Origin of the sequence: Micromonospora sp. AB353 (assembly GCF_049538395.1) — a bacterium.
Taxonomy (GTDB): Bacteria; Actinomycetota; Actinomycetes; order Mycobacteriales; family Micromonosporaceae; genus Micromonospora; species Micromonospora aurantiaca.
In genome coordinates this window covers 1-12,655 of record NZ_JBMVFV010000012.1, presented here as the reverse complement: position 1 = coordinate 12,655, position 12,655 = coordinate 1, and the positions used below count along the sequence as shown (strand labels likewise).

11 protein-coding genes are annotated in these 12,655 nt (G+C 72.8%); 9 read left to right on the top strand and 2 right to left on the bottom strand.

Annotation, left to right across the window (positions count from 1 at the left end; translation table 11 throughout):
- The first annotated feature begins 32 nt into the window (after positions 1-32).
- The 4 genes from ACPCK6_RS08335 to npdG all read left to right on the top strand — a co-directional run bounded on the left by ACPCK6_RS08335 (position 33) and on the right by npdG (position 3,327).
- A complete protein-coding gene (locus ACPCK6_RS08335) occupies positions 33-236 on the top strand; it encodes a hypothetical protein (RefSeq protein ID WP_030273123.1) in 204 nt (67 codons plus the stop codon).
- A gap of 77 nt (positions 237-313) precedes the next feature.
- On the top strand, positions 314-1,063 hold the full coding sequence (locus ACPCK6_RS08330) for a histone (RefSeq protein WP_423480782.1): 750 nt from the start codon (positions 314-316) through the stop codon (positions 1,061-1,063).
- Between the two features lie 62 nt (positions 1,064-1,125).
- Positions 1,126-2,562 carry an RNB domain-containing ribonuclease gene (locus ACPCK6_RS08325; RefSeq protein WP_423480781.1) on the top strand — a complete coding sequence of 479 codons (1,437 nt, stop codon included), beginning with the start codon at positions 1,126-1,128 and terminating at the stop codon, positions 2,560-2,562.
- A gap of 66 nt (positions 2,563-2,628) precedes the next feature.
- Positions 2,629-3,327, top strand: a complete 699-nt coding sequence (gene npdG, locus ACPCK6_RS08320; RefSeq protein ID WP_396884047.1) for an NADPH-dependent F420 reductase — start codon at positions 2,629-2,631, stop codon at positions 3,325-3,327.
- 86 nt (positions 3,328-3,413) lie between these two features.
- On the opposite strand, the gene panB is transcribed toward npdG, so the two are convergent.
- The gene (gene panB, locus ACPCK6_RS08315; protein WP_396884048.1) at positions 3,414-4,259 is read right to left on the bottom strand and encodes a 3-methyl-2-oxobutanoate hydroxymethyltransferase; all 846 of its coding nucleotides are present in this window, start codon (positions 4,257-4,259) and stop codon (positions 3,414-3,416) included.
- 118 nt (positions 4,260-4,377) lie between these two features.
- Positions 4,378-6,138 carry an NAD+ synthase gene (locus ACPCK6_RS08310; RefSeq protein WP_423480780.1) on the bottom strand — a complete coding sequence of 587 codons (1,761 nt, stop codon included), beginning with the start codon at positions 6,136-6,138 and terminating at the stop codon, positions 4,378-4,380.
- 209 nt (positions 6,139-6,347) lie between these two features.
- Between ACPCK6_RS08310 and glnA the strand changes: the two genes are divergently transcribed.
- The 5 genes from glnA (at position 6,348) to ACPCK6_RS08285 (ending at position 12,638) form a co-directional block, all read left to right on the top strand.
- A complete protein-coding gene (gene glnA, locus ACPCK6_RS08305) occupies positions 6,348-7,697 on the top strand; it encodes a type I glutamate--ammonia ligase (RefSeq protein ID WP_120568707.1) in 1,350 nt (449 codons plus the stop codon).
- A gap of 81 nt (positions 7,698-7,778) precedes the next feature.
- Entirely contained in the window at positions 7,779-8,204 is a 426-nt protein-coding gene (locus ACPCK6_RS08300; protein ID WP_013287762.1) for a DUF350 domain-containing protein, read from the top strand.
- Positions 8,205-8,236: 32 nt separating this feature from the next.
- Positions 8,237-8,929: a helix-turn-helix transcriptional regulator gene (locus ACPCK6_RS08295; RefSeq protein WP_318335105.1), complete on the top strand. Its 693-nt coding sequence runs from the start codon at positions 8,237-8,239 to the stop codon at positions 8,927-8,929.
- 97 nt (positions 8,930-9,026) lie between these two features.
- Positions 9,027-9,392, top strand: a complete 366-nt coding sequence (locus tag ACPCK6_RS08290) for a VOC family protein (protein WP_396884051.1) — start codon at positions 9,027-9,029, stop codon at positions 9,390-9,392.
- Between the two features lie 204 nt (positions 9,393-9,596).
- The gene (locus ACPCK6_RS08285; protein WP_423480779.1) at positions 9,597-12,638 is read left to right on the top strand and encodes a carbohydrate binding domain-containing protein; all 3,042 of its coding nucleotides are present in this window, start codon (positions 9,597-9,599) and stop codon (positions 12,636-12,638) included.
- The last annotated feature ends 17 nt before the right edge of the window (positions 12,639-12,655 follow it).

The following is a 12,655-nucleotide window of genomic DNA, read 5'->3' as shown; positions in this document are numbered from 1 at the left end:
CGGCCGGGCGGTTCCCGGTGCACAGTGATCGCATGAGCGACGACGGAAGTGGTGGGCACTACTACTGGTGCACGCGACACCACCGGGTCGAGACCGATGCCGACGTGTGCCCCGCCAAGCACGTTCTCGGACCGTACGCCTCAGCCGCCGACGCGGACAACGCCCTGCAGACAGTGCGGGAGCGTAACGACGCGTGGGACGCCGAGGACGCCCGTTGGGCCGGGGAGGGCCGCTAGACGGCGCGGGAGGGCCCGCGTCGAGGTGATCCGTGCTCCGCGAGGGCGAGAGCACGTCCCCAGGAAAGGGAACCGAGATGGCCGAAGCACAGCAGGCCACCCGCCCGGCCGCGAAACGGACGACCGCGAAGAGGACCGCCGCGGGCAGGACGACGACGGTCACCAAGGCGTCGCCGAACGCCTCGGGCGCCGGTGCCGGACGGACACCGGCGAAGAAGGCGGTGGCCAAGAAGGCGGCCGCCAGGAAGGTCGTGTCGGCGGCGCGCAAGGCGCCGGCCACCAAGACCACCACCAGCAGGACGACGGCGAAGAAGACCGCAGCCCGTACGGCGCCGGCCGGCCGGGCCACCGCCAAGACCGCGCCGGCGAAGAAGACCACCGCGAAGAAGACGACAGCCGTCAAGAAGACGGCGGCGAAGAAGACCACCGCGGCCAAGAAGACCACCGCGGCGAAGAAGACCACGGCGGCCCGGAAGACCACGACGGCCCGGACCACCGCCACCGCGAAGAAGGCGCCGGCCCGTAAGACGACGGCGGCGAAGAAGACGACGGCGGCCAAGAAGACCACCGGCGCGCGGAAGGTCACCTCGGCGGCGAAGAAGACCACCGCCGCGGCGAAGAAGGCGCCCGCGAAGAAGACCACCGCCTCGACGCGTCCCACGGCGCGCAAGGCGGCGGCGAAGAAGGCGCCCGCCCGCAAGACCACCACCGCGCGCAAGACCACCACGGCGGCGAAGAAGACCACCGCCGCGAAGAAGGCGCCGGCCCGCAAGAGCACCGCCGCCAAGAGCACCACCGCGCGTCAGGCGCCGGCCCGCCGCGCCTGACGCCGCGGACACCGCTCCCTCCCGGGGAGCGGAACGTGCGGGGCGCTGTCAGGATTGACCGCGTGGTGATCCGACGCGTACTGGCGCCCCGTATCGACTTCGGCGCGCTGCGCCGCGAGCTGGGACTGCCCGAGAGCTTCCCGGCCGCGGCGCAGCGCGAGGCCGACCTGGCGGCCGCCGCGCCGCCGCCCGCAGTCGCCGACCGGACCGACATCCCGTTCGTCACCGTCGACCCGGCGACCTCGCGCGACCTCGACCAGGCCATGCACCTCACCCGCCGTCCCGGCGGCGGCTACCGCGTCCGGTACGCGATCGCGGACGTCCTGACCCACGTACGCCTCGGCGGTGACCTGGAGGCCGAGACGTGGCGCCGGGGGCAGACGGTCTACCTGCCCGACGGCAACGTGCCGCTGCACCCGCACACGCTCAGCGAGGGTGCGGCCAGCCTGCTGCCCGACGCCGACCGGGCCGCCGTGCTCTGGACCGTCGACCTGGACGCCGACGGCGGCACCGTCGCGGTCACCCTGGAGCGGGCGCTGGTGCGCAGCCGGGCCAAGCTCGACTACGGCGGCGTGCAGCGCGACGCCGACGTCGGCCGGCTGCCCGAGCCGATCGCCCTGCTGCCCGAGATCGGGGCGCTGCTCACCGCGCGGGGCCTGAGCCGGGGCGCGATCAACCTGCCGCTGCCGGAGCAGGACGTCGAGCCCGACGGCGACGGGTGGCGGCTGGTGCTGCGCGGCCCCGGTGCGATGGAGGAGCACAACGCGCAGATCTCGCTGCTGACCGGGATGGCAGCGGCGAACATCATGCTGGCCGGCCGGATCGGGCTGCTGCGCACCATGCCCCGGCCTCGACCGGAGGCGGTCGAGCGGCTGCGGCTCGCCGCCGGACCGCTCGGCGTGCCCTGGCCGGACGGCACCCCGGTCGGTCAGGTGCTCGACGGGCTGGACACCTCCCAGCCCCGGGTGGCCGCCTTCGTCGACCAGGCCGCCGAGTTGATGCGCGGCGCCGCGTACACCGCGTTCGACGGTGAGCTGCCCGAGCAGCCCGAGCACGGCGGGGTGGCGGCCGCGTACGCGCACGTCACGGCGCCGCTGCGCCGGCTGGCCGATCGCTACGCCACCGAGGTCTGTCTCGCGCTGCACGAGGGCCGCGAGGTGCCCGAGCAGGTCCGGGCCGCGCTGCCGAAGCTGCCCGAGGTGATGGCCGCGACCGACCGCACCGCGGGCGCCGCCACCCGGGGCGCCGTGGAGCTGGCCGAGGCGGTGCTGCTCGCGCACCGGGTGGGGGAGACGTTCGAGGCGGCTGTGCTCGACGTGGACGAACCGCGCCCGGCGGGCAACGGCCGCCCCGGCCGCCCGCCCGGCGGCACGATCGCGCTCGACGAGCCGCCGGTGCGCGCCCGCTGCACCGGTGAGCTGCCGCTGGGCGAACGCGTCCGGGTACGCCTCACCGCCGCCGACCCGGCCCAGCGCCGGGTCGCCTTCGAACGGGCGTGACCAGCGCGGTCATTGTCACAGCATCGGGATGCACCGCTCACGGCCCCGTTTTGCGAGGATGAGCGCATGGCTTACGACGCGACCACGCTGCCCGACGTCTCCGGGCTGACCGTCGGCATCATCGGTGGCACCGGCGACCAGGGACGGGGTCTCGCCTACCGGTTCGCCCGGGCCGGGCAGACCGTGCTGATCGGCTCCCGCACCGCCGAGCGGGCCACCCAGGCCGCCGCCGAGATCGCCGCCCTGCCCGGGCTCCCCGACGGCGCTCTGGTCTCCGGCGGCGACAACGAGGACGTCGCCCGGCGCAGCGACGTGGTGATCGTGGCGGTGCCGTGGGACGGGCACGCGGCCACCGTCGCCGCGCTCGCCGGACCGCTGGCCGGCAAGATCGTGGTGGACTGCGTCAACCCGCTCGGCTTCGACAAGCAGGGCCCGTACGCGCTCGACGTGCCCGAGGGCAGCGCCGTGCAGCAGGCCGCCGCGCTGCTGCCCGAGTCCCGGGTCTGCGCCGCGTTCAACCACGTCAGCGCGCCGCTGCTGGCCGACCCGGAGATCGACCGGATCGACCTGGACGTGCTGATCTGCACCGAGGACCGGGAACTCGTGGGCGTGGTCGGCGCGCTGGCCGCGCGGATCCCCGGCATGCGGGGCATCTACGCCGGGCGGCTGCGCAACGCCCACCAGATCGAGGCGTTCACCGCGAACCTGATCGCGATCAACAAGCGCTACAAGGCGCACGCCGGCATCCGGGTCACCGACCTCTGACGCGTCGCGCCGCCGTCGGGGCGGCGTGTGTTAAGAAAGGGCCCCTTCTCTACGCCAGGCGTTAAGAAGGGGCCCTTCCTTACACCTCAGAAGGTGTGCTCGGCCGCGGGGAACTCACCGCCGCGCACCTCGTCGGCGAACCGCCGGGTGGCGTCGGTCAGCGCGCCCGCCAGGTCGGCGTACCGCTTCACGAAACGCGGCGCCCGGCCGGTCCGCAACCCGGCCATGTCCTGCCAGACCAGCACCTGCCCGTCGGTGTCCGGGCCGGCCCCGATGCCGACGGTGGGGATGGGCAGCTCGGCCGTGACCCGCTTGGCCACCTCGCCCGGCACCATCTCCAGCACCACCGCGAACGCGCCCGCCTCGGCCACCGCCCGCGCGTCGGCGAGCACCTCCTCGGCGGCCTCGCCCCGGCCCTGCACCCGGTAACCGCCCAGCGTGTGCTCACTCTGCGGGGTGAAGCCGATGTGCGCCATCACCGGGATGCCTGCGCCGGTGATCGCCTCGATCTGGGTGGCGCAGCGCCGCCCGCCCTCCAGCTTCACCGCGTGGCAGCCGCCCTCCTTCATGAACCGCACCGCGGTGCGCAGCGCCTGCGCCGGTCCCTCCTCGTACGAGCCGAACGGCAGGTCACCGACGATCAGCGAGTGCTTCGTGGCGCGGACCACGGCGCGTACCAGCGGCAGCAGCTCCTCGGCGGTCACCGGCAGCGTGGTCTCGTAGCCGAAGACGTTGTTCGCCGCCGAGTCGCCGACCAGCAGCACCGGGATCCCCGCCTGGTCGAAGATCGAGGCCGTGTACTGGTCGTACGAGGTGAGCATCGCCCACCGCTCGCCGCGCTCCTTGGCGGCGATCAGGTCGCGGGTGCGTACCCGCCGGGTGGCCGGCCCGCCGTAGAGGGCGGTCACCTCGGCCGGGGTGGACTCCACCATGACAATCTCCTTCCTCGAGGCCGCGCACGCGGTCCCCGGGTTCCCCGCGATCGTCGCACCGGGCGGCGGGCCGCGGGCAGGTCGGAGTGGAGGATGTCACTCCCGGCCGGGGGAGCGGTCAGCCGTCCTCGCGCCACCGGTTGGTGATCGGCAGCCGCCGGTCCCGCCCGAACGCCTTCATGGAGATCTTGGTGCCGGGCGCGGACTGCCGTCGCTTGTACTCGGCGGTATCCACCATCCGCAGCACCTTGTCCACCACGGCCGGGTCGTGACCGGACTCGACCAGGCCGTCGCGGCCCAGGTCACCGTCGACGTAGCCGATCAGGATCGGGTCGAGCACGTCGTAGTCGGGCAGCGTGTCGCTGTCGAGCTGGCCGGGGCTCAGCTCGGCCGACGGCGGCTTGCCGATCGAGTTCTCCGGGATCGGCGGCGTCTGCCCGCGCCGCGCCGCGTCGGCGTTGCGCCACTTCGCCAGCCGCCACACGAGCGTCTTCCAGACGTCCTTGACCGGGTTGTAGCCGCCCACCGAGTCGCCGTAGAGCGTCGAGTAGCCCACCGCCAGCTCGCTCTTGTTGCCGGTGGTGAGCACCAGGTGGCCCTCCTGGTTCGACAGCGCCATGAGGATCACGCCGCGTACCCGGGCCTGGAGGTTCTCCACCGCCACCCCGGACAGCGACATGTTCGCCAGGAACGTGTCCACCATCGGCTGGATCGGCTCGACCCGGTAGTCCAGGCCGGTGCGCTTCGCCAGGTCCTCCGCGTCGGTGCGGGAGTGCTCGGAGGAGTGCTGGCTGGGCATCGAGACGCCGACGACCCGCTCCGGGCCCACCGCGTCCACCGCGATGGCCGCCGCCACCGCCGAGTCGATGCCGCCGGACAGGCCGAGCACCACCGACGGGAAGCGGTTCTTGTCGATGTAGTCGCGCAGGCCCAGCACCAGCGCGTGCCACACCTCGGCCTCGTCGGCGACCGGCTCGATGATGCCGCCGTCCGCAGCCGGGCCGGCCGGCGCGGCCGGGATCGCCGGGATGTCGTGGCGGGTCACGCGCATCCCGTCGCTCAGCGCACCGGTTCCGCCGGGCGCACCTGCCGCCGCCGGCAGCTCCAGGTCGTGCACCAGCAGGTGCTCGACGAACTGCGGCGCCCGGGTCAGCAGCGTGCCGTCCGCGGCGACGATCATCGAGTCGCCGTCGTAGACCAGCTCGTCCTGGCCGCCGACCATGTTCACGTACGCGATGGCCGCCCCGGCCTCGGCGGCGCGCCGGCGTACCAGCGGCAGCCGCACGTCGTCCTTGTTCAGCTCGTACGGCGAGCCGTTGATGCTCAGCACCAGCCCGACGCCGGCCTCCCGGGCCACCACGAACGGGCCGCCGGCCTGCCACAGGTCCTCGCAGATGGTCAGCGCCACGTCCACCCCGCCGACGCGCACCACGGTGAGCGTGTCACCGGGGACGAAGTAGCGGTCCTCGTCGAAGACACCGTAGTTGGGCAGATGGTGCTTGAAGTAGGTGGCCACCACCTCGCCCCGGTGCAGCACCGCCGCCGCGTTGCGGGCGCCCCGGCCCGGCTGGGCGTCGGAACTGACCTGCGGCGGGCCGTCCGCGTCCAGATAGCCGACCACGACCGGCAGCTCACCGAGGCCGTCGGCGGCCAGGTCGGCGGCGAGCCGGTGCAGCGCGGCGCGGGACGCGGCCACGAACGAACGGCGGAACACCAGGTCCTCCACCGGGTAACCGGTGAGCATCAGCTCGGGGAACAGGACGAGCTGGGCGCCGGCGTCGGCGGCCTGACGGGTCCACGAGCGGACCAGGCCGGCGTTGCCGGCGAGGTCGCCTACCGTCGGGTTGACCTGGCACAGGGCGAGACGCAGGGTGGGCATGCCCCCATCTTCCCCCAGCCGTCGGGCCGGAATCCGGCCGGTCGTGGGAGACGCGCGCCACCGGCCGGCCGGCGTCCGGCGAGGGCGGGACACGGCGGGGCGCTCCGGCGGGGAAGGGCGTAACGTCGGCGTAACGAGCCCGGTGGAGACTGGGCGGTCAGGCCGGGCCGGCCCGACCGGTGCGGACGTACGTGTCACGAGGGGTGGAAGTGGACCGTCAGCAGGAGTTCGTCCTCCGCACGCTGGAAGAGCGGGACATCCGTTTCGTCCGGCTGTGGTTCACCGATGTGCTCGGCACGCTCAAGAGCGTCTCGGTGGCTCCCGCGGAACTCGAGGCGGCCTTCGACGAGGGCATCGGTTTCGACGGCTCGGCGATCGAGGGCTTCGCCCGGGTCTTCGAGTCGGACATGGTGGCGATGCCGGACCCGACCACGTTCCAGGTCTTCCCGTTCGAGGGCGGGGTCAGCGGCGAGAGCGCCCGGATGTTCTGCGACATCTCGCTGCCCGACGGCAGCCCTTCCTGGGCCGACCCGCGGCACGTGCTGCGCCGGATGCTCTCCCGGGCCGCCGACAAGGGCTTCACCTTCTACACCCATCCCGAGATCGAGTTCTTCCTGCTGGAGAACGGCCCGCAGGACGGCTCGGTGCCGATCCCGGTGGACACCGGCGGCTACTTCGAGCACACCACGCACGCCGTCGCGCGGGACTTCCGCCGCCAGGCCGTGCTGGCGCTGGAGCGGATCGGCATCTCGGTGGAGTACAGCCACCACGAGGTCGCCCCCGGCCAGCAGGAGATCGACCTGCGCTACGCCGACGCGCTCACCACCGCCGACAACATCATGACGTTCCGGCACGTGGTGAAGGAGGTCGCGCTCTCCACCGGCGTGCAGGCCAGCTTCATGCCGAAGCCGTTCACCGACCAGCCCGGCAGCGGCATGCACACGCACCTGTCGCTGTTCGAGGGGGAGCGCAACGCGTTCCACGACGCCGGCGACCCGATGAAGCTCTCCAAGGTCGCGAAGTCGTTCATCGCCGGGCTGCTCACCCACGCCCGGGAGTACACCGCCGTCACGAACCAGTGGGTCAACTCGTACAAGCGGCTGTTCCCGCAGGCGCTGCCGGACCGGATCACCGAGAGCCCGGCGTACGTCTGCTGGGGTCACCTGAACCGGTCCGCGCTGGTGCGGGTGCCCGCGTACGGCAAGCCGAACTCGGCCCGGGTCGAGGTCCGCTCGCTGGACTCCGCGACCAACCCCTACCTCGCGTTCGCGGTGATGCTCGGCGCCGGCCTCAAGGGCATCGAGGAGGGCTACGAGCTGCCCCCGGGTGCCGAGGACGACGTCTGGTCGCTGAGCAGCGCCGAGCGCCGCGCCATGGGGTACGAGGCGCTGCCGGAGAACCTGGCCGAGGCGATCGACGTGATGGCCGGTTCCGAGCTGGTGGCCGAGGTGCTCGGCGAGCACGTCTTCGACTTCTTCCTGCGCAACAAGCGCTCCGAGTGGGAGCAGTACCGCCGCGAGGTCACCCCGTACGAGCGGCAGCGCTACCTCTCGCTCTAGATCACGCTGGCGCGGTGCCGCTATCGTCTGCGGCACCGCCCCGGCACCACCGCCGGGCGGGCGTGAGCCGGGGAGGCGTTGGTGCTGGGAGATCTGCTCGACGGGGCGTGGCAGAGCATCGTGTTCGGGATGGTCGGGGTCGCCCTGATGGCCGCCGGATTCCTGCTCGTCGACCTGCTCACCCCGGGCAAGCTGCGGGAGCTGATCTGGGTGCGCCGCAACGGCAACGCCGCGCTGCTGCTCGCCGCCAACCAGCTCGGCATCGCCGGCATCGTCTTCACCGCCGTGCTGACCAGCTACAGCTCGTTCACCAAGGGCCTCGCGTCCACCGTGGTGTTCGGGCTGGTCGGCCTGCTGGTGATGGCGCTGGCGTTCCTGGTGCTGGACCTGCTCACCCCGGGCAAGCTCGGCGACGTCATCGCCGCCGACGAGCCGCACCCGGCGGCCCGGGTCAGCGCCGCCACCCACTTCGGCGCCGCGCTGATCGTCTGCGCCTGCATCGCCTGAGCGGTGTCGTACCCCCGGGTTAGCGTCCGGGGGTGAACCGCACCGACCGCCTCTACGCCCTGGTCGAGGAGCTGCGGGCGGTCTCGCCGCGCCCGCGCAGCGCGACCTGGCTGGCCCGCCGCTTCGAGGTGAGCACCCGCACCGTCGAGCGCGACATCTCCGCGTTGCAGGGCGCCGGGGTGCCGATCTGGGCCGAGCCGGGCCGCACCGGCGGTTACGTGGTCGACCGGGCCCGCACGTTGCCGCCGGTCAACCTGACACCGGCCGAGGCGGTGGCGATGGCCGTCGCGCTGCACCGGCTCGGCGGTTCACCGTTCGCCCCGGCGGCCGGCGCCGCGCTGCGCAAGCTGGTCGCGGTGATGCCGCCGGCGGCGGTGGCCGAGGCGCACCGGCTCGCCGGCCGGGTGCACCTGGTCGGTGACGGGCCGGGCACGCCCGTCCCGGCCGCCGTCGCCGACGCGGTCGCCGCCGGGCGGGTGCTGCGCCTGCGGTACGCCGACCGCGGCGGCACCGATTCGGCGCGCGACGTGGAGCCGCTGGCCTACCTGGGCAACTCGGTGCACTGGTACCTGGTCGCCTGGTGCCGGCTGCGCGACGGTGTGCGCTGCTTCCGCACCGACCGGATCGTGTCGGTGCACCCGCTCGCCGAGCCGGTGACCCGGGAGTGGCGTCCCGGCGACCTCGACGTGCCGGTCGACCGGGTGCGCCCGCTCACCCTGGTCTGATCCGGGTGGAAACACCGACAGGACGCTGTCGTGGCCCGATACGAGGCTGAATCCTGACGACGCCGGCCGACCGCCGGCGCGAATCTCAGGAGGAAGCATGTCCAGCACGCCCGTGACCTGGTTCGAGATCGGCTCCGACCGCCCGGACGAGGCGCAGCGGTTCTACTCCGAGCTGTTCGGCTGGAGTTTCGACGAGCAGGGCGGCCCGGGCCTGTCGTACCGGCAGACGACGGCCGGCGGTGAGCGGGGGATCGGCGGCGCGATCCGGGACACCGACACCGGCAACTACGCGATCTTCTACGCCGAGGTGGCGGACGTGCCGGAGACCTGCCGCCGGGCGGAGGCGACCGGCGGCACCGTTCTGACGGCGCCGGTGACCACGCCGGCCGGTCTGGTGCGTGCCCTGCTGCGCGACCCGTCGGGCAACCTGCTCGGCGTCTTCACCCCGCCCGCCGCGGGCTGAGCGCGCGCCCTGCTCCCGGCCTGGCCGTCGCCGGCCGGGAGCAAGCCGTTGCGGGCGGTGCAACCTGTTACGACCGTGTCTACTGTGAACCACTGGTTTCGGGGAATCGAAACTGGTAATTTCCTGGCACCACGCGTCGCAAGTTCTTGCAACGCCTTCATCCCCTTGCGCCCGTCGTGCGGGCGTGGGTGTCAGGAGAGCGCCATGAGGGGCACCACCACCACCAACCGCCGCCGGTGGGGAGCGATCGCGCTCGCCGCCGGCGTGCTCGCCGCGCTGCTGCCGTTCACCGCCGCCGCGGCGGCGAACACCGTCACCGTCTACTACCAGTCACCGGCCGCCTGGGGCGGGTCCGTCAACATCCACTACGGCGTGGACGGGCAGGCCTGGACGCCGGTTCCCGGCGTACCGATGGACACCGCCTGCGCCGGCTGGCGCCGCAAGACAGTCGACCTGGGCACCGCCACCGGCGCCCAGGTCGTCTTCACCAACGGCAGCGGCGTCTGGGACAACAACAACGGCGCCAACTACCGCCTCGGCGCCGGCACCGTGACCGTCGCCGCCGGCCGGATCGGCACGGGCGACCCGTGCGCCACCCCGTCGCCGTCCGGCACCCCGACGCCGGGCCCGTCCGCCACTGCCGCACCGAGCCCGACGCCGTCCGGTGCCGCCGGGAACACCGCCGAGGTCTGGTACCACCTCACGCCGCGCGGCTGGGCCGCCGCGAACCTGCACTACCGGCCCACCGGCGGCGCCTGGACCACCGCCCCGGGCGTCGCCATGGAGACGCGCTGCGCCGGCTGGGCCCGCCGGATCGTCGACCTCGGCACGGCCACCGGCCTGACCGCCGCGTTCAACAACACCGCCGGGACCTGGGACAACAACGGCGGCGCGGACTACACCATCGGTACGGGGCGCAGCGTCGTCGACAACGGCCGGGTCACCGCCGCCGCCGCGGACCCGTGCGCGCCGGCCACCCCGGACACCACGCCGCCGTCCACGCCGGGCGGCCTCACCGCCGTCGCCGACGGACTGGCGGTCACGCTGACCTGGACCGCCGCCACCGACGACCGGGGCGTCACCGGGTACGAGCTGACCCGCACCGGGGGAGCCGGCGGCACCACGGTCACCAGCACCACCACCCGGCACGTCGCGTACGACCTGCGACCCGGCACCGCGTACACCTGGACCGTGCGGGCCCTGGACGCGGCCGGCAACCGGTCGGCGGCGAGTGCGCCCGCGTCCGCGACCACCGGCACCCCGCAGACCGGCGGCGCCCCGCTGGGCGGCGACCCGCGCGAGGACACCATCTACTTCGTGATGACCGCCCGGTTCGCCGACGGTGATCCCGCGAACAACCGTGGCGGCAGCCAGCACGTCGCCTCCGGCAACGCGGCGAACGACGACCCGATGTTCCGGGGCGACTTCAAGGGGCTGGTCGACAAGCTCGACTACATCAAGGCGCTCGGCTTCTCGGCGCTCTGGATCACCCCGGTGGTGCTCAACCGCTCCGACTACGACTACCACGGCTACCACGGCTGGGACTTCTACCGGGTGGACCCGCGGCTGGAGAGCGCCGGCGCCTCGTACCAGGATCTGATCAACGCCGCGCATGCCAAGGGCATGAAGATCTTCCAGGACGTGGTCTACAACCACAGCTCCCGGTGGGGCGCCAAGGGCCTGTTCACGCCCACCGTCTACGGCACCCGCGACGACCAGTGGAAGTGGTACTACGACCAGCCGCAGACCGGCCGGGAGTACGACCCGACGGTCGAGGCGACCGGGAACGACCCGGCGCTCACCCCGGCGCAGAACGCCAAGGCCAAGGGCCGGCCGTACAACGGCGACGTGTGGTCGTCCGCCGCGCCCGCCGGCAACCAGTGCCTGAACTGGGGTACGCCGACCGGCGGGCGCAGCCCCGAGGGCTACACGCTCTACCAGTGCCAGTGGCCGGTCCCGACCAGCAAGCTCTTCCCCGCCGACAAGTACCACCAGTGCTGGATCGGCAACTGGGAGGGCGAGGACTCACGCAGTTGCTGGCTGCACGAGGATCTGGCCGACTTCAACACCGAGAACGCCGCCGTGCAGCAGTACCTGATCGACGCGTACAACAGGTTCATCGACATGGGGGTGGACGGCTTCCGGATCGACACCGCCGTGCACATCCCCCGGGTCACCTGGAACCGGCGCTTCCTGCCCGCCATCCAGCAGCACGCGGTCGCCCGGTTCGGCGAGAAGGGCAAGGACTTCTACGTCTTCGGCGAGGTGGCCGCGTTCGTCAACGACAAGTGGAACCGCGGCTCGGTCAACCACTCCGCGCAGTTCTTCACCTGGAAGGAACGCAAGGAGTACAGCCCGGACGACGTCCGCGCCGCGATCGAGCAGTACGACCACGAGCAGCTGCTCGGACCGAACGGGCAGCCGACCACCGACAACGCGTTCCTGCGCGGCAACACGTACCACGCGCCGGACCGTTCGCAGTTCTCCGGCATGAACGTCATCGACATGCGGATGCACATGAACTTCTCCGACGCCGGCAACGCGTTCGGCAACGGGAAGGACTCCGACGACAGTTACAACGACGCCACGTACAACGTGGTCTACGTCGACAGCCACGACTACGGGCCGAACAAGTCCTCCACCCGGTACACCGGCGGCACCGACGCCTGGGCGGAGAACATGAGCCTGATGTGGACGTTCCGCGGCATCCCGACGCTCTACTACGGTTCGGAGATCGAGTTCCGCAAGGGCGCCCGGATCGACTGCGGGCCGAGCTGCCCGCTCGACACCACGGGCCGGGCCTACTACGGCGACCACCTGGCCGGCACCGTCACCGCGAGCGACTTCGGGGTGGTCGGCTCGGCCGGCGGGACGGTCGCCACCACGCTCGCCCAGCCGCTGGTGAAGCACGTGCAACGGCTCAACCTGATCCGGCGGGCGGTGCCGGCGTTGCAGAAGGGGCAGTACTCGACCGAGGGCGTGAGCGGCGCGATGGCGTACAAGCGGCGCTTCACCCAGGGCGGGGTGGACAGCTTCGCGCTGGTCACCGTGTCCGGCGGCGCCACGTTCCGCGGGGTGCCGAACGGCCGGTACGTGGACGCGGTCACCGGTGACGTGAAGACGGTCGCCGACGGCACGCTCACCGCAGCGGCCGGCGGCAAGGGCAATCTGCGGGTCTACGTGCTCGACCTGCCCGGCAACCCGGCGCCGGGCAAGATCGGCGCGGACGGGCCGTACCTGCGCTGACACGGGCGCGGCGGGGT